Genomic DNA, 23,816 nt, shown 5'->3' with positions numbered 1-23,816 from the left:
CAGGGAGCTCAGCCGGCGCGCGTCTCCAGCACCCGGAACCCCTTGACGCTCGCGAGCCGCTCCGTCGGCCACCCCTGGGCGGTCAGCCAGCGCTGCAGCGAGTCCGCCCCCAGGTTCTTGCCGACCACCGAGACCATCCGCCCACCCGGGGCCAGCCGCGGCAGCCAGGTGAGCAGCAGCTCATGGAGCGCCTGCTTGCCGATCCGGATCGGCGGGTTGGACCAGATCTCGTCGAAGACGTAGTCGCTCGGCACCTGGTCGGGACGACAGGCCACGAACGTCCCGTCCAGGCCGAGGCTCCGGGCATTCTCGTTGGCCAGCGCGATGGCGCGCTCGTTGACCTCCACCCCGATCACCCGGGCCAGCGGCACCGCCGTGGCGATGGCCAGCCCGATCACCCCGTAGCCGCACCCGAGGTCGAGGAACTGGCCCTGCGCGGGCGGGTCCGTCTCCCGGAAGAGGACGGCGGTGGCGTGGTCGAGGTGACCCCGGCTGAAGACCCCCGACCCGCTGACCAGGTCGAGCTCGTGGCCCCACGCCTCGCAGGTGAACCGCTCCCGGGTGAAGGGCACGTCCGGGTCGGCGGAGAAGTAGTGGTCCTGGTCGTCACCGGTGTCGTTCATGCCAGCTCCCTCTTGGCTCGTGCACGCTGCGCCTGGACCAGCAGCTGGTCGTCGGCGGGGTAGCCGACCTCCTCCAGGGTGAGCCCGTGGGCGTGCATCACGGTCAGCGCGGGGTTGCGCTCCCGGGCGGTCATCAGCTCGACGCCCCACTCCGGGGTGCGTCGCCCGTCGCCCACCGCCACCAGGCACCCCACCAGCGAGCGGACCATGTTGTGGCAGAAGGCGTCGGCCACCACCCGGGCGACCGCCACCCCCGCCGTGTCGCGCTGCCACTCCAGCTCCAGCAGGGTCCGGACGGTGGTGGCCCCCTCACGGCGCCGGCAGAAGGCCGCGAAGTCGCGCAGCCCCAGGAGGGTGGCCGCCGCGCGGTTCATCGCGTCCAGGTCGAGAGGCCGCTGCCAGGCCAGGACGTGGTGCCGGTGCAGCGGGTCGACCAGGTCGGGGTGGTCGGCGATGCGGTAGGCGTAGCGACGCCACACGGCGGAGAAGCGGGCGTCGAAGCCGGGCGGGGCCTCGACCACCCGGCGCACCCGTACGTCGGCGGGCAGGATGCCGTTGAGCCGTCGCGCGAGCGCGGCGGTCGGCGGGTCCTGCGAGCGACCGGCCGAGCGGACGAGCAGCTCGGGGTCGAGGTCGACGTGCACCACCTGGCCCCGGGCGTGCACCCCCGCGTCGGTCCGACCGGCCACCACCGCGCGCACCGGCGAGACCCGCAGCACGGTGGCCAGGGCGGCCTCCAGCGTCTCCTGCACGGTTCGGAGACCCGGCTGTGTCGCCCACCCGGAGAAGTCGGTGCCGTCGTAGGCGAGGTCGATCCGGAAGCGCACCGGACCATCCTCCCAGACGCCCGCGAGCCGTCCGCAACCAGATGGTTGACAGGAGCCAGGAGCGACCCCTAGCCTTATTCAACCGTTTAGTTGAGAAAGGTGGTCTCCGTGACCGACTCGCTCTCCCGGGTCTTCGCCGCCCTCGCCGACCCGACCCGGCGCGACATGGTCGCCCGGCTCGCCGTCGCCGACGCGACCGTCGGGGAGCTCGCCGAGCCCTACGACGTGAGCGTGCAGGCGGTCTCCAAGCACCTGAAGGTCCTGGAGGAGGCCGGACTCGTCAGCCGCAGCCGCGAGGCGCAGCGTCGGCCGGTCCACCTGGAGGCCGAGGTGTTAGACCTCATGACGAAGTGGATCGAGCGCTACCGCCGGCAGGCGGAGGAGCGCTACCAGCGCCTGGACGCCGTCCTGGCGCGGATGCAGCAGGAGGGGCAAGACCCCCCTGGCACACCGGAGCACGAAGGGACAGCATCATGACCATGACCGACCCGACCGACCGCTACGCCGAGGCCGCCATCGAGGCGGACCAGAAGGTCCCCGCCATCCACATCTGGCGCGACTTCGAGGCGACCGTGGCGCAGATGGTGCGCGCACACACCGACCCGGACCTGTTCGCGCAGTGGATCGGTCCCGACTCGGTCACCACCCGGATCGACCAGTGGGACTGCCGCACCTTGGGGTCCTACCGCTACCTCAACGAGCACGACGGCCAGGAGTACGCCTTCCGGGGCACCTTCCCGTACGTGGGCGAGGACAAGCTCGTCCAGACGTTCACCTGGGAGGGGATGCCCGAGGCGATCGCGCTGGAGACGATGACCTTCACCGACCTCGGGGACGGCCGGACCCGCTTGCACGGGTTCTCCCTCTGCGACTCCTTCGAGGGACGCGACGGGATGCTCTCCTCCGGCATGGAGGTCGGTGTCCGCGAGGGCTACGCCACGCTCGACCGCCTCCTCGCCGACGGACAGGTCTGAGGTGAGCCTGCCCACCGAGCCCGCCGCCCGCCACCGTGAGGTGGCGGGCCGGTTCACCACGCTGGTGCGTGGCACGACCGACTGGTCCGGCCCCGCCCCGGTGGCGGGGTGGACGGCGCGCGACGTGGTCGACCACCTGGTCACCTGGCTGCCGGCCTTCCTCGCCGACGGGACCTCGTACCGCTGGGCGCCTGGCCCGTCGGCGGCGCAGGACCCGGTCGCGGCGTGGCTGGCGCAGGTGGAGGGCGTGCAGGGCCTGCTCGACGACCCCGAGGCGGCGGCCTCGTCGTTCGCGCACCCGTACGTGCCCCCGCAGGACCTGGCGGCGGCCCTCACCACGTTCTACACCGCCGACGTCTTCATGCACTCCTGGGACCTGGCGCGCGCCACCGGACAGGACGCCGCCCTCGACCAGGAGACCTGCGCGGAGATGCTGGACGGGATGGAGGCGATGGAGGGCGTCATCCGCGCCTCCGGGCAGTTCGGGGCCCGGCAGCCGGTCCCCGACGGGGCCGGCCCCCAGGACCGTCTGATCGCCTTCATCGGCCGCGACCCGGGGTGGCAGCCGGGGACGGAGTGACGCACGGCGCCGGCTGTGGAGTGCCGGCACGGCCCGTCGGCGGTCACTGGCAGGGTGGGTCGCACCTGCCAGCCCCACCCGAACCGGAGTCGCCGTGCCCGCCACCGGACCGTCGTCCGACCAGACCACCCAGATGCTCGCGAAGGTACGCAAGCTGCTCGCCAAGGCCGAGGACCCCGCGGCGAGCCCCGAGGAGTCGGAGACCTACACCGCCAAGGCGACCCAGCTGATCGCCGACTACGGCATCGACGCGGCCCTGCTCTCCGCCGACGACCCCGGCAGCGACCGGGTGGCGGACCGGGTGATCGGCCTCGACGCCCCCTATGCCCGGGACAAGGCCCACCTCCTGTGCGAGGTCGCCAACCGGTTGCGTTGTCGCGCCGTGCTGCGCACCCGCCCCGCGCCGGCGGGCCCGACCGAGCACTCCGTCCACCTCTTCGGCCACGGGTCGGACCTGGCCCGCGCCGAGCTCCTCTTCACCAGCCTGCTCATGCAGGCGAGCCGGCAGCTGGCCCGCACGCCCGTGCCCCCGTGGGAGCACAAGGCCGCTTTCCGCCGGTCCTGGCAGGCCGGCTTCCGGATGTCGATCTCCCGACGGCTGGCCGAGGCGGAGGCCAGGGCCGAGGGAGCGGCCACCGAGCGGACCAGTCCCGCGGGCCGGAGCACCGGGCTGGTGCTGGCCGACCGCGCCCAGGAGGTGGACCAGGCGCTCCGCGACGCCTACCCGGGCGCGCGACAGGCCCGGCCGCGCTCCCTGTCGGGCACCGGACTCCGCGACGGCTACCGCGCCGGTGAGCTGGCCGACCTCGGGACCACCAGGCTGCGAGGCACCCCGGTCCCGCTCCCCCACGTCACTGGTCCGGGTCGTCGGTGACCTCGCAGAGCCTCGGCGGGTCGGCGCCCGGCCGCGAGACCGTGACCGCGGCAGCCCGGCCGGCCCAGGCGAGCGCCTCGCGAACCTCCTCGCCGGTGAGCTGCCAGCGAGCACCGGGTGGCAGCGGGCGCCGGCGCAGGGCCCCGGCGACCAGCAGCCGACGCAGCAGCGCCGCTCCGAACGTGTCCCCCGCACCGATGGTGTCCGCCACCTCGACCCCGACACCGGGGACCGCGACGATCCGGCCCGGCTCGACCCACAGCGCCCCTGCGGCGCCCAGCGTGACCACCACGGCACCCGCCCCGGCCTCCAGCAGGCGGCGGGCGCCCTCGACCGGCTCCACACCGGGCACCAGCACGTCGAGGTCCTCGTCGGAGGCCTTGACCAGGTCCGCCACGGACGCCATGGCCCGCACCGCTGCGAGCAGGTGCGAGCCCCGGCCGGTCACCGCGGGGCGGGCGTTGACGTCGTAGACCACGGTCGCGGCCTCGCGCAGGCCGGCCACCAGTTCCCGCACCTGCGAGGCACCCGGCTCGAGGACAGGCCCGAGTGAGCTGACCAGCACGACGCCGACGTCCGGCCACCGCCCGGCGGTCTCGTCGAGCCGCCACTCGACGTCGAAGCGGTAGGTGGCGGACCCGTCCCCGCCGATCCTGGCCTCCGCGGTCGCAGTGGCGGCCAGCACCTGGGGCTCGCACCCCCACCGCACGCCCTCGGACTCCAGATGGCGCCGCAACGCGTCTCCGCGCGGGTCGCGACCCAGCGCGGTGACCAGCCGGACCGGCACCCCCAGCCGCGCCAGGGCCACCGCCGCGTTGGCCGCGCTGCCCCCGGGCAGGTCGCGCGAGGGCTCCCCCTCGCGGTGCACCACGTCGATCAGCGACTCGCCCACCACCAGGATCTCCTGCACAGCCCGATGCTCGTCGCTCGGCGGCACCGGCGTCCAGCGCCATACTCGGGGGATGACCACGAGCCCTCTCGTCCGGGTCGACCGCGACGCCCCCGAGCCTCCGTTCGAGCAGGTCCGCACCCAGCTCGCCACGGCCGTCGCCCGCGGCGCCCTCGCGCCCGGCACCCGCCTTCCGTCTGTCCGCGCCTTCGCCGAGGAGCTGGGCCTGGCCGTGAACACCGTCGCCAGGGTCTACAAGGAGCTCGAGGCGGACGGCGTGGTGGAGACCCGGGGACGCGGCGGCACCGTGGTCCGCAGCGGTTCCCGGGCGGAGGGCGACGAGGCTCGACGGGCGGCTGAGGCCTACGTGGCGACCTGCCGCCGGCTCGGTCTCACCCGGGCCGAGGCGATCCGCCTCGTCGAGGACGGATGGCCGCGGTGAGACGCACGAAGCCCGCCCCCTGGAGAGGGGGCGGGCTTCGCGAGGACTGCTGGGGTGGGAGACCTACTCCTTGACCTCAGCGGCGTCCGTGGACTGCTCCTCGGCGTTCTCGGCGTCGGGCTGGACAGCCAGCACCTCGTCCTCACCGTCGACACCCTCGGCGACGACCTCGGCGGGGGCGCCCTCGGAGGTCTCCTCGGCGGGGGTCTCCTCGACCGGGGTCTCCTCGACCGGGGCGGCAGCCGCCTTGGTCTTGGTCGACGGGGCCTTGGGCGCGAAGGGCTCGGTGACGAGCTCGATCACGGCCATCGGCGCGTTGTCGCCCTTGCGGGGACCGATCTTGGTGATCCGGGTGTAGCCACCCGGGCGCTCGGCGAAGGTCGGGCCGATCTCGGTGAAGAGCGTGTGCACGACGGACTTGTCGCGCACGACCTTCAGGACCTCACGACGGTTGTGCAGGTCGCCCTTCTTGGCCTTGGTGATGAGCTTCTCCGCGTAGGGGCGGAGCAGCCGGGCCTTGGCCTCGGTCGTGGTGATGCGACCGTGCTCGAAGAGGCTGGTGGCCAGGTTCGAGAGGATCAGGCGCTGGTGGGCGGGGCTGCCGCCGAGCCGGCGGCCCTTCTTGGGGGTAGGCATCGCTTCTACTCATTCCTCCCCGGCCGTACCAGGTACCGGGGTAGTCGGTCCCGGCCACGGCGGCCGGGATCAGGGTGTCTCAGTACTGCTCGTCCTCGACGAACGCGTCGTCGTCGTCGTCACTGTAGGCGGCGAGCGCGGCGTGCGGGTCGAAGCCGGGGGCGCTGTCCTTGAGGGAGAGGCCCATCTCGACGAGCTTGGCCTTGACCTCGTCGATCGACTTCGCACCGAAGTTGCGGATGTCGAGCAGGTCCTGCTCCGAGCGCGAGATGAGCTCGCCCACGGTGTGGATGCCCTCGCGCTTGAGGCAGTTGTAGGACCGGACCGTCAGCTGCAGGTCCTCGACCGGCAGGGCGAGGTCGGCGGCGAGCTGCTCGTCGACCGGCGACGGGCCGATGTCGATGCCCTCGGCCTCGACGTTGAGCTCACGGGCCAGGCCGAAGAGCTCGACGAGGGTCTTGCCGGCCGAGGCGATGGCGTCGCGGGGACGGATCGACGGCTTGGTCTCGACGTCGATGACGAGCTTGTCGAAGTCGGTGCGCTGCTCGACACGGGTGGCCTCGACCTTGTAGGTGACCTTCAGCACGGGGCTGTAGATCGAGTCCACCGGCATCCGGCCGATCTCGTTGTCGGCGCCCTTGTTCTGCACGGCCGAGACGTAGCCGCGGCCGCGCTCCACGACCAGCTCCATCTCCAGCTTGCCGTTGTCGGAGAGGCTGGCGATCCGCAGGTCGGGGTTGTGCACCTCGACACCGGCGGGCGGGGTGATGTCGGCGGCGGTGACGACGCCGGCACCCGACTTGCGCAGGTACATGGTGACCGGCTCGTCGTGCTCCGAGGAGACGACCAGGCCCTTGAGGTTCAGGATGATCTCGGTGACGTCCTCGGTGACGCCCTCGATCGTCGAGAACTCGTGGAGGACCGAGTCGATCTTGATGCTGGTCACTGCCGCCCCCGGGATGGAGGAGAGCAGGGTGCGACGCAGCGAGTTGCCGAGCGTGTAACCGAAGCCGGGCTCGAGGGGCTCGATCACGAACCGCGAGCGGAACTCGTCAACGGACTCTTCCGACAGGGTCGGGCGCTGAGCGATAAGCACTGAATTCTTTCCTTTCCGGACCCACCCGACATATGACGGGCCCGAACTTCGGTGAAGAGGATGAAGTTGAAGGGTTCCCCGCCGGGGTCCGACTTGCGCATCGGACCCCGGCGAGGGGTGGTCGGAGGAGGCCCCCGACCGGACTACTTCTTGGAGTAGAACTCCACGATCAGCTGCTCCTGGACCGGGAGGTCGATCTGCGCCCGGGTCGGAAGCTGGTGCACGAGGATCCGCATCCGCGACGGGATCGCCTCGAGCCAGGCGGGGACGACGCGCTCGCCGTGGGTCTCGCGAGCCACGATGAACGGGGTCATCTCCAGCGACTTCTCCCGCACGTCGATGACGTCGTGCGCCGAGACCTGGTACGACGGGATGTCGACCTTGAGGCCGTTGACCCGGAAGTGGCCGTGGTTGACCAGCTGGCGGGCGTGACGCCGGGTGCGGGCGAAGCCGGCCCGGTAGACGACGTTGTCGAGACGGCACTCGAGGAGCTGCAGCAGGTTGTCGCCGGTCTTGCCCTTGCGACGCGAAGCCTCCACGTAGTACTTGTGGAACTGCCGCTCCAGGACGCCGTAGGTGAAGCGGGCCTTCTGCTTCTCCCGGATCTGGAGCAGGTACTCGCTCTCCTTGATCCGACCCTTGCCGTGCTGGCCGGGCGGGTAGGGGCGACGCTCGAACGCAGCGTCACCACCGACGAGGTCGACACCGAGACGGCGCGACTTCTTGGTCATGGGACCGGTGTAACGGGCCATTTTTCAAAGTCTCCTTAGGTCTCGGGTGATCAGACGCGACGGCGCTTGGGCGGGCGGCAGCCGTTGTGCGGGGCCGGCGTGACGTCCTGGATGGTGCCGACCTCGAGGCCGATGGCACCCAGCGAGCGGATCGCGGTCTCGCGGCCCGAGCCCGGACCCTTGACGAAGACGTCGATCTTCTTCATGCCGTGCTCCTGAGCGCGGCGACCGGCGGCCTCGGCGGCCATCTGCGCGGCGAACGGAGTCGACTTGCGGGAGCCCTTGAAGCCGACGGTGCCGGCGGAGGCCCACGAGATCACCGCACCGGTCGGGTCGGTGATCGTGACGATGGTGTTGTTGAACGTGCTCTTGATGTGGGCTTCGCCCTGAGCGACGTTCTTCTTCTCCTTGCGGCGCACCTTGGTGGTGCGGCTCTTGGGAGGCATTCAGTATCTCCTGAGGTAGCTGGGAAGCGTTGAGTTCGAGGAAGTCAGCAAGTGATCCGGCGACAGCCGAGGATCACTTCGCCTTCTTCTTGCCGGCGACGGTGCGCTTGGGACCCTTGCGGGTACGCGCGTTGGTCTTGGTGCGCTGACCGCGGACCGGGAGGCCCATGCGGTGGCGACGACCCTGGTAGCTGCCGATCTCGATCTTGCGACGGATGTCGGCCTGGACCTCACGACGGAGGTCGCCCTCGATCTTGAAGTTGGCTTCGATCTCATCGCGGAGCTTGACCAGCTCCTCGTCCCCCAGCGTGTGCACGCGCGCGTTCGGGTCGACCCCGGTCGTGGCGAGCAGCTGCTGGGCGCGGGTACGGCCGATGCCGTAGATGTAGGTGAGTGCGATCTCGATGCGCTTGTCGCGCGGGAGGTCAACACCAACGAGGCGAGCCATGTGTCTGGCGTTCCCTTCGGGTAGTTCGCTGCGGTTTCGTCCGTGTCGCGCCCCGGCGCCTCGCACAGGTCAGGGACCTGTGCAACCGGGCTCCGGCCGCTGCTCCGGAGGTGGGTTCGCCGGTCACCCCGTGGGGTGGCCCGGCTAGCGAGCACGTTGAATGGATTCTTCTGTTGTCGCGAGACCGGCGGCGGACCGCCGGCTCATCAGCCCTGGCGCTGCTTGTGGCGCGGGTTCTCGCAGATGACCATGACGCGGCCGTGGCGACGGATGACCTTGCACTTGTCGCAGATCGGCTTGACGCTCGGGTTGACCTTCACTTCGGAGGGCCTTTCTCAGATCGGCTGGATTACTTGTAGCGGTAGACGATTCGACCCCTGGTGAGGTCGTACGGCGAGAGCTCCACCACTACTCGGTCCTCGGGGAGGATCCGGATGTAGTGCTGGCGCATCTTGCCGCTGATGTGGGCGAGCACCTTGTGTCCGTTGCTCAGCTCGACCCGGAACATGGCATTGGGCAGGGCCTCCGTGATGGTGCCCTCGAGCTCGATCACGCCTTCTTTCTTCGGCATGTCCTCCACAATCTGTTGAAACGTTGTCTACCGTTTGCACCCCGGGCGGCGGATGTCGTCCGGGCGGCCCGCGAACCTCCCGCTGGGCGGGTGGACCTCGTCAGGCAGCTGCTGGAGCCTCATTTCCGCGCACCAGGCAGGTACTCCCGAGGAGAACCTGAACGATGCTGCGGCAGCCGCGAGACGCCTGCAAGCATGCCCACGTTGGGCCGACGCATCAGTCTAGTGGGGCCTGCCCCGAAACCCTAATCAGCCGAGGAGCCCCACGGTCGCCGGCGCCGGCGTCCCGCGCCGGACCGGAAGCTCGCCAGGCTGAGGGCCGCGCGGACCCGCGCCCAGCGCCCGAGCCCCGCGACCATCGCCCGCCGCTCCTGCTCGATCGTGCCCCAGTAGGTCTCGGCCTGCTCGGGGAGCGGCGGGGTGGGGCCGAAGACGAAGCCGTCCGCCTCCCGGGCCAGCGCCGGGGAGCCGTCGGAGGTCATCGCCGCCGACTGCTCGCGGCGGGTCGCCCACGGCCCCGCGGGGACCGGCTGGCCCAGGTCTCTCGCCTGGTCGACCAGCTCGCGCCACGCGCCCACGAAGCGGGTGGAGACGCTCGGCGCGCGGCGGCGGCGATGCCGTCGCAGCGCCTTGGCGCCGACGATTGCGCCCACCACGGCGGCGACGAGGAGGAGCGGGAGCCCGACGACCTTGGCCACCGTGCCCACCCATGCGGGCAGACCGCCCGCGGCCTCCTCGTCGTCCTCCTCCTCGGCCTCCTCCTGCTGCATCCGGGTGCGCAGCTCGGAGTCCGAGGACTCCCCCAGGTCGGAGGGGGGCGGGATCGGGGCCGGCGGCGGCACCACGGTGCCGGTCATCGGCTCCTGGGTCTCGGGCTGCCGCTCGGCCGGCGGCTTGGTGGACATGAAGCGCTCGGTGGGCAGCGTGCGCCACGTCCCGTCCTCGACCCGGAGCTCCACCCAGGCCTCGACGTGCTCGCCCTTGACCACGCCGCCCTCGGGGACCACGGCGCCCAGCACCACCCGGGCGGGGACGCCGAGCTTGTTGGCCATCAGCGCCATCACCGCCGCGTACTGCTCGTCGTTGCCGACCATCGGCTCGGAGTTGACGAACTCGTCGGAGAGGCGCTTGTGGCCGTGACCGGGGTGGTAGCCGCGCTCGGACCGGCGCACGCCGTCGGAGTAGCGACCCTTCTCCCGCAGGTGGTCGGCAGCGGCGAAGACGCGCTCCATCGGGGTGCTGGCGGTCTCGGTCCACTTGTCTCGGGCCTGGTCGAGGAAGCCGGTGTCCGCGTTGAGCGCCCCCGGGAGCGGGGAGGCGCCGGTCTCGGCCGTCACCGCGTCGTCGGGCACCACCGCGTCGAAGGAGTAGACGTCGCCGGGGTGGAGGCCGCTCGGCACCACGGCGGTCGAGGTCGCCAGGTTGTAGCGGAAGGTCTCCGCCTTGGTCCTGGGGTCGCCCGACTCGAACTCCATCGACTGGAGCGCACCGACGGTGGGCAGCCAGACCCCGGAGTAGCCGGCGGTGACCCGGACCCGCACGCTCACCTCACGGCCCCGGACCGGGTTGTCGATCACCGAGGAGACCCGCTGGAAGGCGTCGCCGGACTCGGCGGCCAACGGGTCGTTGGTCGCGCCGTAGACCATGCCGTCCCAGTGGTCGAGGGTCGCCATCCGCAGACGGGTGCCGGGCGGCGCCCCCTCGACCACGAACATCTCCTCGTGGAAGACGTTGGTCGCCTCGCGCCTGTTCCCCAGGTCCACGTAGTTGCGGAAGGCGGCCAGCGGCGACGGGTAGGCGCCGACGTCGAACGGCGGCTCGACGTGCTCGCGCAGGACCAGCCGGTCGGGGTCCTCGTCCATGACGGCCTGGGCCACCGGGAGGGCGGCCGCGGCCGCGAGCGCCAGCAGGCCGACCCCGGCCGCGATCCGGACCGGGCCGGGGCGACCCACCCGCACCTGGGCGGTGGCCCGGCGCCCGCGCAGCGCCAGCCAGCCGAGCGCGAGCGCGGCGAAGACCGCACCTTGGAGCAGCAGCGACTGCGGGTGGGAGACCCCGAGGAGGATCGTGGCCGCCAGCACCCCGGTCGCGGCCAGCACCGGCAGCACGGCGGTCAACCAGGCGCGGCGCACCTCGACCAGGACCGCGCCGGAGCCGACCAGGCCGGCGACCAGGCCGATGATCCACGGCAGCACCAGCAGCGGCCCGTCGCCCTCGACGGGGGGCAGCGTGGTCAGCAGGTCCTTCCACCCGTAGAGCAGCTGGTCGACGAGGGCCCCGAGCGTGCTCGGGCCCGGGAGGAAGGCGGTGTCCCCCTCGGAGCGCAAGGTCAACGGCCCCCCGAGCAGCAGGAAGACCGGCACGGTGAGCAGCACCGCCGCGACGGCCGGCAGCCCGAACGCACGGCAGAGCACCGAGGAGCCGATCGCCAGGACCGTGCCGAGCACGCCGACGACCAGGAACTGCCAGCCGGTGAACGAGGCGGCCAGGCCGGAGAGCGCGACCCCCACGAGCAGGACCAGGATGCCGAGGTCGACCCACTCCTCACGCCCCGGCCAGCGCCGCTCGGCGCGGGTCCTGGTCCGGGTGCCCGTGGTGGTGCTCATGCCACGCTCCAGTGCAGAAGACGGCCCAGGTCCTGCTTGGCGACCAGGTGCAGCACCCGGAGGCCGGCGGCGTCGGAGACCCGGCTCGTGCCTGTCGGCTCCACCAGGATGGCGTAGCGCCGCACCTCCGGGCCGAAGGCGGCCGAGGCGCGCTGCACGTCGGCGAAGGCGGCCTCGGAGCCGGTGACGAAGAAGGCGATGCTGGTGTCCGGCGCGACCCCGACGGCTCGGCGTGCGGTGGCGACGAGCCCGGCGTCACCGAAGTCGGCGCGGCAGACCGCGTCGAGGGCCAGCAGCGCCTGGCTGCCGGAGGACGCCTGGTCCCCGCAGACGAACGAGACGTCGAACTCGTCGCTGGAGGCACGGACGGCGATCGAGGCGGCCACCGTCATCGCGGTCTCGAAGCCCTCCTCGTCGTGCCACGAGCGGAGCCTGTCGTCGACCACCAGGGTGGCGTGGCTGCGCCGGGTGTCCAGGTACTGGCGGACCAGGAGGGCGTTCTCCCCGGTGGAGGCCATCACCTTGGCCGACGAGCGCCAGTGGACGTGGCGCAGGTCGTCGCCGGGCACGTACTCACGCAGCGCGTGGAAGGCCAGGTCGCTCTGGCTCACGGCGTCGGTCGAGACGCCCTCCAGGTCACGGAGCAGACCGGCTCCGAGCGACTCCAGCGGCAGCACCGCGGGGCGGACCAGCACCTCGCGCCGCGGGGTCCAGACCATGTCCCGGGAGAAGAGACCGAGCGGGTCGCCGCGCAACGTCGTTGCGGGCCCCACCGAGATGACGCCGCGGCGCTCGGTGCGGATGGTGAACGACTCCTCGTCGCTCTCCCCCGCGCCCAGCGCACCGACCGCATAGCGGTGCACCGTCGAGCCGACCGGCACCTCGAGCGTCGTGGGCATCATCCGCCGTCCGGAGACGTTGGTCACCACCACCCCGGTGGCCACGGACTCACCCGCCACCACCCGCTCCGGCTCGAGACGCAGGTCGACCCGGACGGAGGTGCGTCCCAGCAGGAAGGGCGTCGCCAGGACGAGGAGCACCAGGCAGGCGGCCGCCAGGACCCCGGCTTCCAGCCAGCCCGTCAGGGCGGCCAGGAGCAGGGCGCCCACGCCCAGACCCAGCACCACCCAGCCGGTCGGACGGACGACCGCCCCGACCTCACGCACCCCTCGCAGCAGGAACTCCATCGACGCCTCAGGCCACCCGGTCGGTCGGCGGGGCGACGGAGTCCAGGAGACGTCCGATCACGGTCTCCACCGAGACCCCGCTGAACTGGGCCTCGGCGTCGAGGAGCAGCCGGTGGCTGAGCACCGGCTCGGCGAGCTCGCGGATGTCGTCGGGGACCACGTGGTCACGACCGTCGGCGGCCGCCCAGGTCTTGGCCACCCGCACCAGGGCCAGGCAGCCGCGCGCCGAGAGACCGAGCCTGACGTGGGGCAGGCGGCGCGACTCCTCGGCGAGCTCGGCGACGTAGCCGATCACGGCGGGGTCGACGTACACCTCGTCGGCGAGCTCGCTCATCTGCGCGATCGTCTGCGCCGTGATCACCGGCGACACCAGGGCGGCGCGGTCGCGCACCCTGGCGTTGACCAGGAGCTCGACGGTGGCCTGCCGGTCCGGGTAGCCGACGGAGGTCTTCATCAGGAAGCGGTCCAGCTGCGCCTCGGGAAGGCGGTAGGTGCCGGCCTGCTCGATCGGGTTCTGCGTCGCGATCACCAGGAACGGGCGGCCCACCGAGTGGGCGACCCCGTCGACGGTCACCTGGCCCTCCTCCATCACCTCGAGCAGGGCCGACTGCGTCTTGGGCGAGGCCCGGTTGATCTCGTCGGCCAGCACGATGGTGTGGAAGATCGGGCCGGAGTGGAACTCGAACGAGCCCTTGTGCTGGTCGTAGACCGTCACACCGGTGACGTCCGAGGGCAGCAGGTCGGGCGTGAACTGGATGCGGGCGTGGCTGCCCTGGACGGTGTTGGCCAGCGCGCGCGCCAACATCGTCTTGCCGGTCCCGGGGACGTCCTCGAGCAGGATGTGGCCCTCCGAGAGCAGGCACGTCAGCGCCAGGCGCACCACCCGGCGCTTGCCCAGGACGGCCTTCTCGATGTTGTCGGTCAGCTGGTCGAAGGTCTTCTTGAACCACTCGGCCTGCTCGTGGGAGATCGTCATGCGTCTTCTTCCGTTCGAGGGGGTCTGGTCCCCGGTGTCACCACTGCTTGGAGCCGCTTCCACTCTGTCTTTGCTTTTCCTCCTGGTTGACCGTGGTGCAGGAGACGGTCACGGTCCCGCTCGAGAGGTAGGCCGGCGTCGTGGCGCTGTACTCCCCGCCCTGGTTCGGGATGGAGTAGAGGACCTCGGGGTCCTGCAGGAAGCGATCGCGCGCCACGCTGCAGTTGTAGGTGGAGAGGAAGCCGGTCACCCGGACCGCGACGAAGCCACAGGAGTCGATCACGCACGGCGCGCCGGTGTCGGTCGGGCGACAGGGGCTGTCGGTGCCGTCCTTGCAGGGCACCTTGGTGACCGTGATGACCGGCGCGGGAGGCTCCCCGGTCTCGACCGACTGGAACGCGTTGCCCACCCCGCGGCCGCCGGGAGCGTCGTCGTAGAGCGACACCTCGATGCGCGACGTCGACCGCCAGCCGGTCTCGATGGCCTGGAGCGGATAGGTGAAGTTCCCGGGACCGTAGCCCGTGAGGTCCACGCTGAGATCGGTCTGCAGACGGAAGTCGCCACGGACGGTCGCGTCGTAGACCCGGATGGTCAGCCTGCCCGGGTTGCCGTTGTTGTTGCCCTCGACGACCCACTGCACGGAGCTGCCGTTGACGACCGCCCTGGTCCGGACCATCTGGTCGGTCAACGGCCCGAAGCTCTGGGCGTCCTGGGCGTTGCTCTCGCTGCACCGGCGCTCCTCGTTGCACACCTGCAACCGCACCGAGTGGGGGTTGAGGTTGCTGGGGAGGCTGATGGTCTGGGCCTGCTGGCCCACCTGGTTGGCCGGCTGGCCGGACGGCACCCCGTTGACCAGCACCGTCACGTTGCTCTGGGCGCCGCGCGAGACGGGCACCCGGTAGGTGAGCGTCACCTGGTTGTCCCGCCCGGTGGCGTCCCAGCGCCACGCGTCCCAGGCCTCCGGGACGCCGACCGCGGCGAAGGTCACCGGCGGGCTCGGGGCGGAGGTGTTCCGCTCGTTGTGGGCCTGGATCGTGTAGTTCCAGACCCGGCCGTCGTAGGGCACACCGGTGTGGCGGCAGGTGGTCGCCTCGATCCGTCGGCACTCGGGCAGGACCTCGGTCCTGCCGTTGACGGTGGCCCGCACGGAGTAGAAGGTCGGGGCCGGCCCTTCCGGGAGGGTTCCGGCCCAGTCCAGCCGCAAGGTGGTCGCGCCGGTCCCGGTCTGCAGGTCCGCGACAGTCAGGCCGCGCGGGCTCGCCGGGGTCCCGATCGACTGGAACGGGTCCGAGACCCGAGGCACCGAGGTGCCCGTCGCGTTGCGGGCGCGGATGGAGAACTCGTACTGCTGGTTGTTGTCCAGCGCGGCGACGGGCAGGGAGCGCGTGGTCCCCGGCACCTCGGCGCTGCCGTCACGCCACGAGATGTAGTAGGTCTGGACGTCCGAGGCGGCCGTCGGCGCCTTGCCCCAGCGCAGGGTCAGGGTGCCGTCCCCGATGTTCTCCGCGCGGATCCACGGCACCCGCCCCGGCTGCTTGTCGATCACGGCGGAGGGCGAGCGGCTGCTCCACTCGGAGAAGCCGACCTTGTTGTGAGCCCTGACCTGGAAGGCGTAGCGCTTGCCGTTGTCGGGCACCCGGAAGGTCCCGCGGTTGGTCCGGAACCGCTGCGAGCGGGATCCGTCGACCAGCCGCACCTCGTAGAAGTCGATGCGGGCCCCCCGGGGGTCCGACGGCTGCCAGCTCAGCTCCACCGAGCGGTCCTTGATCTCGTTGGAGAACGGAGCACCGGGCGCGGTCGGGACATCCTGGACCTCGATGCTCACCCGGGCGCTGACCCGGCGCTCGGGGCCGGGGTTGCTCGACGAGACGTCGCTCATCTCGACCTGGAGCTCGGTGCGGCCCCCCGCCCCCTTGGGCGCGCTCAGCCGCAGGGTGGCGCCCGAGGAGGAGGCGTTCACGGAGTTCCCCGAGACCCGGCGGACGCCGAGGATCGTCGGCTGCGGGTCCTTCACCCCGGCGCGCAGGTAGCGCGAGAGGTTGATCTCCCTGCTCGACCCGGGCTTCATGTCCGGCACCGAGAACGAGATGAGGGAGGGTGACGGTGCCCGCGTCACCCTGACCCGCAGGGTGTCCGGGTCGCTGTCGCCGGCCCGGACCGCGAGCACCGCGGTGGAGCCGGCCCGCACGCCACCGTCGACGGCCACGTCGAGCAGCGTCCCCCGGACGGAGGAGAGGGTGACCCCCGAGACCTCCGAGGTCCAGCTCGCGGTGTAGTCGAGGGAGAACCGGTTCGGGGCGCCCGGCACGGTCGTCACGGTGCAGACCGACGGCACGTCGATCTGGGCCGAGTCGGAGGCGGCCACCTCGATGGGCGTGTCGGGGCAGTCGAGCTCGGGCCGGTCGTCGCCGACCTGCACCGGGATCGAGATCACCGTCGACCGCGCAGCGTCCTCGCCCTCTCCGTCGCCCTCGCCTGCACCGGAGACGACCTCGACCATCACCGCCCCGGGGCCGCGGAAGTCCTTGCGGGTCGAGACCTCCACCTCGGTGCCGGACGTTCCGCGGACGCTGACCGCGCTCCGCGGCGATCCCCACACCTGCTGGGGACCCGCCAGGGCGAGTGCGCCCCCACCGGGGTTGGCGATGAACCGGCCGATCTCGAACCTCTTCGTGGCGCCGGAGTCGATCTCGATCAGGGAGCCGTCCTTGAGGTACGGACGACCGCCTGCGGCAGGCGGCACGTAGAGGGAGGCGCTGGCCACCCCGCCCCGCGCGTCCTCCACCCGGAACGGCACCACCTTCGGCGCGTCCCCACGGGTCACGGTGACCGTGTTGCCGATCAGTTCGTAGGTACCGTCCTCGGCGTAGACCCGGGTCACCCGCAGGTCCTCGACGCTTCCGTCGGGGTCGTAGGCCGCCGGGCGCTCGTCGGCGGCGGCCAGCAGGTCGACCTTGACCGCGTCGCTGGCGTCGGCACGCCCGAAGGCGTCCTGGACGACGGGGGCGTTGTTGAAGCCCGCGACGGTCTCGACGCGCACCGTGGCCAGGGAGCTCGCCAGCCCGTTGCTCAGCGAGTAGACCACCTCGAGGGTGTCGGCGCCCTCGTCCGCGGGGGTCTCGACGAGCAGCGGCCCGATCGCCGACTCCAGGCGGACCCCGTCGGGCGGGTCGACCAGCTCCAGGGTGATCCGGTCGGTCGAGCCGATCTCGTCGTTGGCGAGCACGTCGACCCGGGCCACCGCGCCGGGGGCGACGGTCAGGTCGTCCGCGACGGCCACGGGCGGCTGCGGAAGCCCGGCGGGCACCACCGCGACCCGGACGACGCCCGTCGCCTCGGCCCCGCGGGCGTCCGTCAGGGTGTAGGCGAACTCATCGGTGCCGGCGGCGTTCGGGTAGGCCTGGTACTGCAGGTAGTTGGCGCCGAACTCGACCAGTCGCCCGAGCCGCGGGGGCGCGTCGATCCCGGTCACGACGACGGGGTCGCCGTCGGGATCGATCTCGCTCCCCGGCAGCTTGATCCGCAGCGAGTCGCCCGCGACGACCCTGCCCTCCAGGGCGGGTGGCTCGGGCGGCGAGTTCGGCCCGTCGTCGGGCACCACCACCACGGTCAGCTCGCCGGCGGCGGTCTCTCCGGTGGAGTTCTCCGCGATGTAGGGCACGGAGAACGACTCGCGCTCCACCAGGCCCGTGGGAGCGACGTAGCGGACCAGACGGCCGGCCGCGTACGCCGCTCCGGCGTCGCCGGTGTAGTCCTGCGGGGCCTCCACCTCCAGCTCGCCGGGGTTCTCGACGGTGGCGTCCTGGGCGAGGTCGAGCCTGTCGCCGGAGGGACTGAAGTCGTTGTCGAGGACCGGATGGGCCACCACCTGCCCCGCTCGCACGACCACCCGGTCGGGTCCGGTGACGGGGGTGTTGTCCTTCGGCTTCGGGCGCTGGGTGACCAGCACCTCGCCCGAGACCCCCGACACCGCGCCGTTGCTGATCGTGTAGCGCACCACCTGGGCGCTCGGGCTCAGCGCACCCTGCCTCGCCGAGACGCGCAGCCAGCGTCCCTCCACGATCGCCACGTCGACCTGGTCCGGCCGGTCGGCGCGCGCATCCTGGACCACCAGGATGCCTCCCGCCGGGTCCACGTCGTTGGCCAGCACGTCGACCGTCGCGGCCGTCTGGCCGTAGAGCGTGAGCGTGTCGGGGGTCGCCACGGGGTCCTGCGGGTTCTTGGGCGGGGGACGCACGTCGACGCGGATCTTGCCGCGCGCCAGCTTCGCGTTGCCGTAGGCGGTCTGGTAGTCCAGCAGGTAGGTCCCCGCCTTGTTGGCGTCGACCCGTACCACCCCGGTGTTGACGTCGGTGCGGACCTTGGCGCCGACCTGGTCGGGGATCCGCCCGCCCAGCTCGAGCTGGGCGTCAGGGGTGCCCGGGTCGGAGCCGGGCAGGTCGTTGGCGAGCGGCCGCACCACGATGGGCTTGCCGACCTCGCCGCTGACCACGTCGGGCTCGGCGACGGCCGGGTAGGTGGTTTGCTCGAACTTGTCCTGGACGGTGACGTTGACGACCTCGCGCACCGGCTCGGAGAGACCGTCGGAGACGGCGTACTCGACCTGGACCTCGCCGCCACGGCCCGGCGCGGAGATCCGCAGCCGCCCGTTGGTCGTGGTCCGTGCCACCACCCCCTCCAGGCCGCCCACCACGCGCGCCGACTCCAGCATCAGCGGGTCGCTGTCGATCGGGTCGCGCCAGTCCGGCAGGACGGGAAGCTCGAGGGAGCCGCTGGCCGGCATCCGCCACTGCCGGGGCTCGTGCCCCTCCCGCAGCGAGGGCGGGGCGTTGTCCTGGCCGCCGCGCACGTCGACGGTGACGGTGGCCTGGTCCTTGAGGTTGCGACCGTCGTCGATGTAGTAGTCGAAGCTGGCCTGGCCGCGGGCGTTCTCCGGCAGCGACAGCTGCAGGGTCTGCCGGTCCGGGCTGATCGCCACCCGGGCGCCGGGCAGGTTGGGCTGGTCGACGCCCTGGATCGCGAGCAGGCGCCCCTCGGGGGCCGCGTCGTTGTCGAGCGGGTAGAGGACGCTCGTGCGGCCGGCCCTGGCGCCGAAGTCGTCGGGCTTGGCCTGCGGTGGCCGGCGGTCCCCGGTCGACTGCTGCTCGTCGTCCTTCTGCTCCGTCTCGACCTTCTTGCTGTCGGTGAACGCCTCCCAGTTGTCGATGCGCTGGGGGTCCTCCGAGTCGACCTCCCACACCGAGCCGCTGGCCACGTCGTTGAGGACGATCTCGCCCCGGTTGACCCGGAAGACGAGGTCGGTGGCCGTCCCCTTGGCACCGAGGGAGGTGAGGGTGGGCTTCGCCCCGCCGCAGCCGACGGCGACCTGACCCTCGCCACCGGACCATGCCCCGAAGACGCACTCCCCCAGCCTGACCGGGGCGCTCGGGGTCCCCGAGGCGCCGTCGAGGAGGGTGGAGACGCGACCGGAGACGAGATCCACCTCCCAGAGGCCCTCCTCGTGCGCCACCAGGACCGAGTCGGCGCTCGGTCCCGCCTGCTGCAGCACTCCGCCGGCGGCGAGCGAGGCGGTGCCTCCGGACCTGGTCCACAGCGTCCCGTCGGCCCGGTCCAGCGTCACCGCCACCTCCCCCACCGCGGTCGCGTGCGTGGGGTCGCCGGCGGCGTCCGGCAGCTTCTCGGTCACCGGGTCCGCCAGGTCGGCCCCCGACTCCTGAGGCTCCCAGACCGCGATCCGGTCCTTCTCGCCCGAGACGACGACCACCGCACCGCCGCGGGTGACGGTCATGGTGGCCGTGCCGCCGACCTTGGCCAGCGGCTCGGACTGCTGGTCGAGCGCGGAGGCCAGCGGCGCCCCGACCGCGGCGTCGTAGCGCACGGCCCAGGTGCTGCCGGACTCCGGATCGACCGCGGCGAGCGTGCCGCCGGCCATCGCCACGGTGCCCCCTGGCGCGAGGGACGAGCTGGCACCGTCGTTGGCGTCCAGCGTCGCGGGGTCCAGCGGCACGAGGCGCCCCGCCCTGCCGTTGACGCCGACCACGGCAGCGCCGTCCTGGATGATGTCCAGGTCGGCGTCCTGCTCCAGCGGGACGGCACCGTCCAGCTTGCCGATCGGCTTGTTGACGCGGCCGAAGTAGCCCTTGTCGCTCTTGGTGACCCAGATACCGCCGTCGTTGAGCTCGGTGCGGTGGGACTGGTACCCGTCGGCGGAGACCGCGTAGACCAGCACGGCACCCGCCGCGACGGCCAGAGCCGTGTTGGAGGCAATCGCCGCCCTGTGCCGACGCAGGAACCCGCGCATCGTGATGGTCTCCCCCTGGATCTTGTGCAACCACGCACTACGAGGGGTGAGACTACGTGATCTGCAGGGCTGCGGTGCCATCATGGACGCAGAGCGGGCCGCCTCCGGGTGGTCCGCCAGAATGTCGTCCGGACACAGAAGGAGGGGTCGCGTGGTCCAGGAGACCCGGTATGCCGCGGGGAGCGGCTTGTTGATGGGCTCCCGGGACCACTGGCTGCTGCTCACCGACCCCCGCGACGAGGCGGTCGTGGCGGAGCTCTGGGAGGCGCTCGGCTCCGCCGACCCGGTGGCCCGCGTCCTGCCGGTCGCCGAGCGCGCCTTCGGCGGCGAGGTGCCCGCGCTCGTCCTGGTCGACCCGCGCCAGGAGCCAGTCACCCGGGGCTCCGGGGCGGTCCGCACCACCGACTCCGGCCTGGTGCTGACGCTCGACGGCTCCGGGGCCCGACCCACCCGCACCCTGCTGGGGGGCGTCGCGGCGGCCGACGCCGCCGAGGTGTCCCTGCCCGCGCGTGCCGTCACCTCCGCCCCGGAGACCGGCGCGGGGCTCATCGACGGCATCCCGACCGAGATCCTGCGTGCCAAGGGCCCGGACGGTCCGCCTCCGCGCCGGGCACGGATCCGGCGCACGGACCCGGCCGACTCGACGGCACGGGAGACCACCGAGCCCGACCCCGACCTGGTGGCGCTACACGCCGCTGCGGTCCCGGAGCCCGAGCCCGACCCCGCACCCGAGCCCGCACCTGCACCTGCACCCGCACCCGCACTCGCACCCGACCACGACGGCTCCACCGTCTTCCGCCCCGATCACCTGGTGGCGACCGGGCTGGTGGAGACCGTCGACGCCGTGTGGTGTCCCGCGGGCCACCTCACTCCCCCGACCCAGGCGCTGTGCCGCATCTGCCGCAGCCAGATCGCCCCCCAGCACGCGCAGCGGGTCCCCCGGCCGGTGCTCGGCGGGCTGCGCCTGGCCACGGGGGAGGTGGTCCCCCTCGACCGGCCCGTCGTGCTCGGGCGCCGGCCGCAGCCGCTGCCGGCTCCCGGCGACTGGCCTCACCTGGTGACCGTGCCCACCGACCGGGGCTTCGTCTCCCGGATGCACCTGCACCTGGCGGTCGAGGGCTGGCAGGTGGTCGCCCGCGACCTCGGGTCGCGCGGGGGGACCACGCTGAAGGTCCCGGGTCAGGCGCCGGTGCGGATGGTGCCCGACCAGCCCTACGTGCTCGAGCCCGGCCATGTGCTGGACCTCGCCGACACCTACGAGGTCCGCTTCGAGGTCGGTCCCGAGGTCGGTCCCGAGGCCGGTCCCGAGGCCGGACCCGCCGAGACCGGGGGCGCCGCGTGAGCGCTCCTCACCTCCCCGGGTTCACCTTCGTCGAGCACCTGGGCAGCGGCGGCTTCGCCGACGTCTTCCTCTACGAGCAGGAGTGGCCGCGCCAGCGGGTGGCGGTCAAGGTGGTGCGGCCCGACGTGCCGCTGACCGACCGCGAGAAGTCGCTCTTCGCGGCGGAGGCCAACGCCATGGCGCGGTTGGCCGACCACCCCTACATCGTCTCGGTGATCACGGCCGGCATCACCGAGGAGGGTGGCCGCCCCTTCCTGGTGATGCGCTACTGCCCGCCACCCGACCTCGGGGTCCGGGTGCGGGCCAACCCGATGCCGCCGATGGAGGCCGTGGCCACGGGGATCAAGCTCGCCAGCGCGATCGAGACCGCCCACCGGTCCGGGATCCTGCACCGCGACATCAAGCCCAGCAACGTGCTGGTCACGACCTACCACGAGCCCGCCCTGACCGACTTCGGCATCGCCGGGCACATCCAGGACGTGGAGGGCGACAACGACGTCCGCATCTCCTACCCGTGGTCGCCCCCGGAGATGCTCGACGGCCGCTCGAACGGCTCCGTGGCCTCCGACGTCTACTCGCTCGGTGCCACCATCTGGCACCTGCTGGTGGGGCGGTCGCCCTTCTCGGTGCCCAACGGGGACAACTCCACCCGGGCGCTGAGCGCCCGCATCCTGCACGCGTCCGCGCCGGCGACCCAGCGCCCCGACGTCCCGCCCGCGCTCGACAGACTGCTCCAGCAGTGCCTGGCCAAGAACCCCGACCACCGTCCCCGGACCGCCCTGGACCTGGCGCGCGCCCTGCAGCGGATCGAGGCCGACGCCGGCTTCCCGCGCACCGCGGTGGCCGTCGAGGGAGACCGTTCCGACGAGGCCACCGCGCTGCCCCGGATCCCTCAGGTCCAGGACTCCTCCCCCGTCCCGGTGGCGGCGGAGGACCACACGATCATGAAGCCCGTGACCGTGGTCACCGCGGGACCCCGGCCGTCGGAGGAGCGGGCGACCTCGCTCACCGGCCAGCGTCCAGCCGGGCGCAGCCCCGCCACGAGCGCCCTGTGGACGGTGGCGGCGGTCGTCGCGGTCGTCGCGGTGGTCGCCGGTCTCCTCCTGCGCGGCCACCGTGAGCCCGAGGCAGGACCGGTCCCGACGGCGCCCCCGGCGACCACGCCGATCCTGCTGCCCGGAGTCCTGGACCAGCCCCCGACGGTGCGGGCCGAGCGAGGCCCCCAGGGGGTCCGCTTCACCTGGAGCGTCGCGGGCGACCTGGAGCCGGGCGACAAGTGGCGTCTCTACCTGGTGGAGCGCGACGAGTACCGCACCACCCGCAAGGACAGCCTGCTGCTGCGGACCGCGGAGCGGAGCTGCCTGCAGGTCTCGCTGGAACGCGACGGCGAGAGCTCCCCCACCGGCCGCGACTGCGGCTGAGCCGGCGGAGGTCTCAGCCGGAGCGACCGCCGAAGGGGACGCCGAGCCGGCCGAGCCGCTCCTCGCCGCCGTCGAGCGCGGTGAGCACCCAGGCACCTGCCGGGGTGAGGGTGAAGGTGTGCTCGAAGTGCGCGGCCCAGGACCCGTCGGCGGTCACGACCGTCCACTCGTCCTCGTCGAGCTCGGTCTCCTGGGTGCCCAGCGTGAGCATCGGCTCCACCGCCAGGGCGAGTCCGCGCACCAGCTTGGGGCCGCGGCCCGCGCGGCCGTAGTTGGGGACGTCGGGCGGCTGGTGCATCTGGGTCCCGATGCCGTGGCCGGTGTAGTCCTCGACGATGCCGTAGTCGCCCTGCGAGCGGACGAAGGTCTCGATCGCGTGCCCGATGTCGGTGACCCGCCCTCCGAGCCGGGCGGCCGCGATGCCCCGCCACAGGCTCTCCTCGGTCACCTCCAGCAGCCTCGTCACGTCGTCGGGGACCTCCCCCACCGCCACCGTGATCGCGGCGTCACCGTGCCAGCCGTCGACGATGGCCCCGCAGTCGATCGAGATCACGTCCCCGTCCGCCAGGACGCGACCGCCCGGGATGCCGTGGACGACCTGCTCGTTGACCGAGGCGCAGATGGTGCCGGGGAACGGAGGATGGCTGTACCCCTTGAAGGACGGCACGCCACCGGCCGACCGGATGTTCTCCTCGGCGATCGCGTCCAGCTCGAGCGTGCTGATCCCTGCGCGCACCGACGACCGGAGCAGCTCCAGCGTCCGACCCACGAGCAGACCGGCGGCCCTCATCGCCTCGATCTGCTCCGGGGTCTTGATCTCGACCCCGCGGTCGCGGAAGCCCATCG

Annotated in this window: 22 protein-coding genes; 7 read left to right on the top strand and 15 right to left on the bottom strand. The window is 72.4% G+C overall.

Going from position 1 to position 23,816, the window contains the following annotated elements:
• Window positions 1-8: 8 nt before the first annotated feature.
• Window positions 9-623, bottom strand: a complete 615-nt coding sequence (locus AC3X7R_RS06230; protein ID WP_489964703.1) for a class I SAM-dependent methyltransferase — start codon at window positions 621-623, stop codon at window positions 9-11.
• A complete protein-coding gene (gene truA / locus AC3X7R_RS06225; RefSeq protein WP_489964702.1) occupies window positions 620-1,450 on the bottom strand; it encodes a tRNA pseudouridine(38-40) synthase TruA in 831 nt (276 codons plus the stop codon). The genes AC3X7R_RS06230 and truA overlap by 4 nt, the downstream gene beginning before the upstream one ends.
• Window positions 1,451-1,558: 108 nt before the next feature.
• Between truA and AC3X7R_RS06220 the strand changes: the two genes are divergently transcribed.
• The 4 genes from AC3X7R_RS06220 to AC3X7R_RS06205 all read left to right on the top strand — a co-directional run bounded on the left by AC3X7R_RS06220 (window position 1,559) and on the right by AC3X7R_RS06205 (window position 3,878).
• Complete coding sequence (locus AC3X7R_RS06220; protein WP_489964701.1) at window positions 1,559-1,927, top strand: ArsR/SmtB family transcription factor; 369 nt, start codon at window positions 1,559-1,561, stop codon at window positions 1,925-1,927.
• A 2-nt stretch (window positions 1,928-1,929) separates the two neighbouring features.
• On the top strand, window positions 1,930-2,424 hold the full coding sequence (locus AC3X7R_RS06215; RefSeq protein WP_489964700.1) for an SRPBCC domain-containing protein: 495 nt from the start codon (window positions 1,930-1,932) through the stop codon (window positions 2,422-2,424).
• Window position 2,425: 1 nt separating this feature from the next.
• Window positions 2,426-3,004, top strand: a complete 579-nt coding sequence (locus tag AC3X7R_RS06210; protein ID WP_489964699.1) for a TIGR03086 family metal-binding protein — start codon at window positions 2,426-2,428, stop codon at window positions 3,002-3,004.
• 94 nt (window positions 3,005-3,098) lie between these two features.
• A complete protein-coding gene (locus AC3X7R_RS06205) occupies window positions 3,099-3,878 on the top strand; it encodes a DUF2786 domain-containing protein (protein WP_489964698.1) in 780 nt (259 codons plus the stop codon).
• On the opposite strand, the gene AC3X7R_RS06200 is transcribed toward AC3X7R_RS06205, so the two are convergent.
• Window positions 3,856-4,788: a PfkB family carbohydrate kinase gene (locus tag AC3X7R_RS06200; RefSeq protein WP_489964697.1), complete on the bottom strand. Its 933-nt coding sequence runs from the start codon at window positions 4,786-4,788 to the stop codon at window positions 3,856-3,858. The two genes, AC3X7R_RS06205 and AC3X7R_RS06200, sit on opposite strands and share 23 nt — an antisense overlap.
• A 52-nt stretch (window positions 4,789-4,840) precedes the next feature.
• On the opposite strand from AC3X7R_RS06200, the gene AC3X7R_RS06195 reads away from it, so the two are divergent.
• The gene (locus AC3X7R_RS06195) at window positions 4,841-5,209 is read left to right on the top strand and encodes a GntR family transcriptional regulator (protein WP_489964696.1); all 369 of its coding nucleotides are present in this window, start codon (window positions 4,841-4,843) and stop codon (window positions 5,207-5,209) included.
• A 63-nt stretch (window positions 5,210-5,272) separates the two neighbouring features.
• Here the strand turns inward: AC3X7R_RS06195 and rplQ are convergent, their stop codons facing one another.
• From rplQ to AC3X7R_RS06140, 11 genes are all read right to left on the bottom strand, one after another.
• Window positions 5,273-5,845, bottom strand: coding sequence for a 50S ribosomal protein L17 (rplQ, locus tag AC3X7R_RS06190; RefSeq protein WP_489964695.1), 573 nt, complete (start codon window positions 5,843-5,845; stop codon window positions 5,273-5,275).
• A 79-nt stretch (window positions 5,846-5,924) separates the two neighbouring features.
• On the bottom strand, window positions 5,925-6,941 hold the full coding sequence (locus AC3X7R_RS06185) for a DNA-directed RNA polymerase subunit alpha (RefSeq protein ID WP_489964694.1): 1,017 nt from the start codon (window positions 6,939-6,941) through the stop codon (window positions 5,925-5,927).
• Window positions 6,942-7,084: 143 nt separating this feature from the next.
• Window positions 7,085-7,693 carry a 30S ribosomal protein S4 gene (gene rpsD / locus AC3X7R_RS06180; protein ID WP_489964693.1) on the bottom strand — a complete coding sequence of 203 codons (609 nt, stop codon included), beginning with the start codon at window positions 7,691-7,693 and terminating at the stop codon, window positions 7,085-7,087.
• A gap of 29 nt (window positions 7,694-7,722) precedes the next feature.
• A complete protein-coding gene (gene rpsK, locus AC3X7R_RS06175; RefSeq protein WP_489964692.1) occupies window positions 7,723-8,118 on the bottom strand; it encodes a 30S ribosomal protein S11 in 396 nt (131 codons plus the stop codon).
• A gap of 73 nt (window positions 8,119-8,191) precedes the next feature.
• Window positions 8,192-8,566 (bottom strand): 30S ribosomal protein S13, encoded by a 375-nt coding sequence (rpsM, locus tag AC3X7R_RS06170; protein WP_101525223.1) that lies wholly within the window; start codon window positions 8,564-8,566, stop codon window positions 8,192-8,194.
• 206 nt (window positions 8,567-8,772) lie between these two features.
• Window positions 8,773-8,886, bottom strand: a complete 114-nt coding sequence (rpmJ, locus tag AC3X7R_RS06165; RefSeq protein WP_004008316.1) for a 50S ribosomal protein L36 — start codon at window positions 8,884-8,886, stop codon at window positions 8,773-8,775.
• Window positions 8,887-8,915: 29 nt separating this feature from the next.
• A complete protein-coding gene (gene infA / locus AC3X7R_RS06160) occupies window positions 8,916-9,137 on the bottom strand; it encodes a translation initiation factor IF-1 (RefSeq protein ID WP_026145687.1) in 222 nt (73 codons plus the stop codon).
• A 245-nt stretch (window positions 9,138-9,382) separates the two neighbouring features.
• Window positions 9,383-11,743, bottom strand: a complete 2,361-nt coding sequence (locus AC3X7R_RS06155) for a transglutaminase-like domain-containing protein (RefSeq protein WP_489964691.1) — start codon at window positions 11,741-11,743, stop codon at window positions 9,383-9,385.
• Complete coding sequence (locus AC3X7R_RS06150) at window positions 11,740-12,930, bottom strand: DUF58 domain-containing protein (RefSeq protein ID WP_489964690.1); 1,191 nt, start codon at window positions 12,928-12,930, stop codon at window positions 11,740-11,742. The genes AC3X7R_RS06155 and AC3X7R_RS06150 overlap by 4 nt, the downstream gene beginning before the upstream one ends.
• Window positions 12,931-12,937: 7 nt before the next feature.
• The gene (locus AC3X7R_RS06145) at window positions 12,938-13,906 is read right to left on the bottom strand and encodes an AAA family ATPase (protein ID WP_489964689.1); all 969 of its coding nucleotides are present in this window, start codon (window positions 13,904-13,906) and stop codon (window positions 12,938-12,940) included.
• A gap of 37 nt (window positions 13,907-13,943) precedes the next feature.
• Window positions 13,944-20,237 (bottom strand): Ig-like domain-containing protein, encoded by a 6,294-nt coding sequence (locus AC3X7R_RS06140; RefSeq protein WP_489964688.1) that lies wholly within the window; start codon window positions 20,235-20,237, stop codon window positions 13,944-13,946.
• A 121-nt stretch (window positions 20,238-20,358) separates the two neighbouring features.
• On the opposite strand from AC3X7R_RS06140, the gene AC3X7R_RS06135 reads away from it, so the two are divergent.
• Window positions 20,359-21,549, top strand: a complete 1,191-nt coding sequence (locus AC3X7R_RS06135; RefSeq protein ID WP_489964687.1) for an FHA domain-containing protein — start codon at window positions 20,359-20,361, stop codon at window positions 21,547-21,549.
• The gene (locus tag AC3X7R_RS06130) at window positions 21,546-22,970 is read left to right on the top strand and encodes a serine/threonine-protein kinase (protein ID WP_489964686.1); all 1,425 of its coding nucleotides are present in this window, start codon (window positions 21,546-21,548) and stop codon (window positions 22,968-22,970) included. The genes AC3X7R_RS06135 and AC3X7R_RS06130 overlap by 4 nt, the downstream gene beginning before the upstream one ends.
• A 13-nt stretch (window positions 22,971-22,983) precedes the next feature.
• On the opposite strand, the gene map is transcribed toward AC3X7R_RS06130, so the two are convergent.
• Entirely contained in the window at window positions 22,984-23,814 is an 831-nt protein-coding gene (gene map, locus AC3X7R_RS06125) for a type I methionyl aminopeptidase (protein WP_489964685.1), read from the bottom strand.
• Window positions 23,815-23,816: the final 2 nt, after the last annotated feature.

Source organism: Nocardioides sp. Z22_16 (assembly GCF_058134365.1).
The sequence above is the reverse complement of the archived record's forward strand: the minus strand, read 5'-3'. Positions and strand labels throughout refer to the sequence as shown.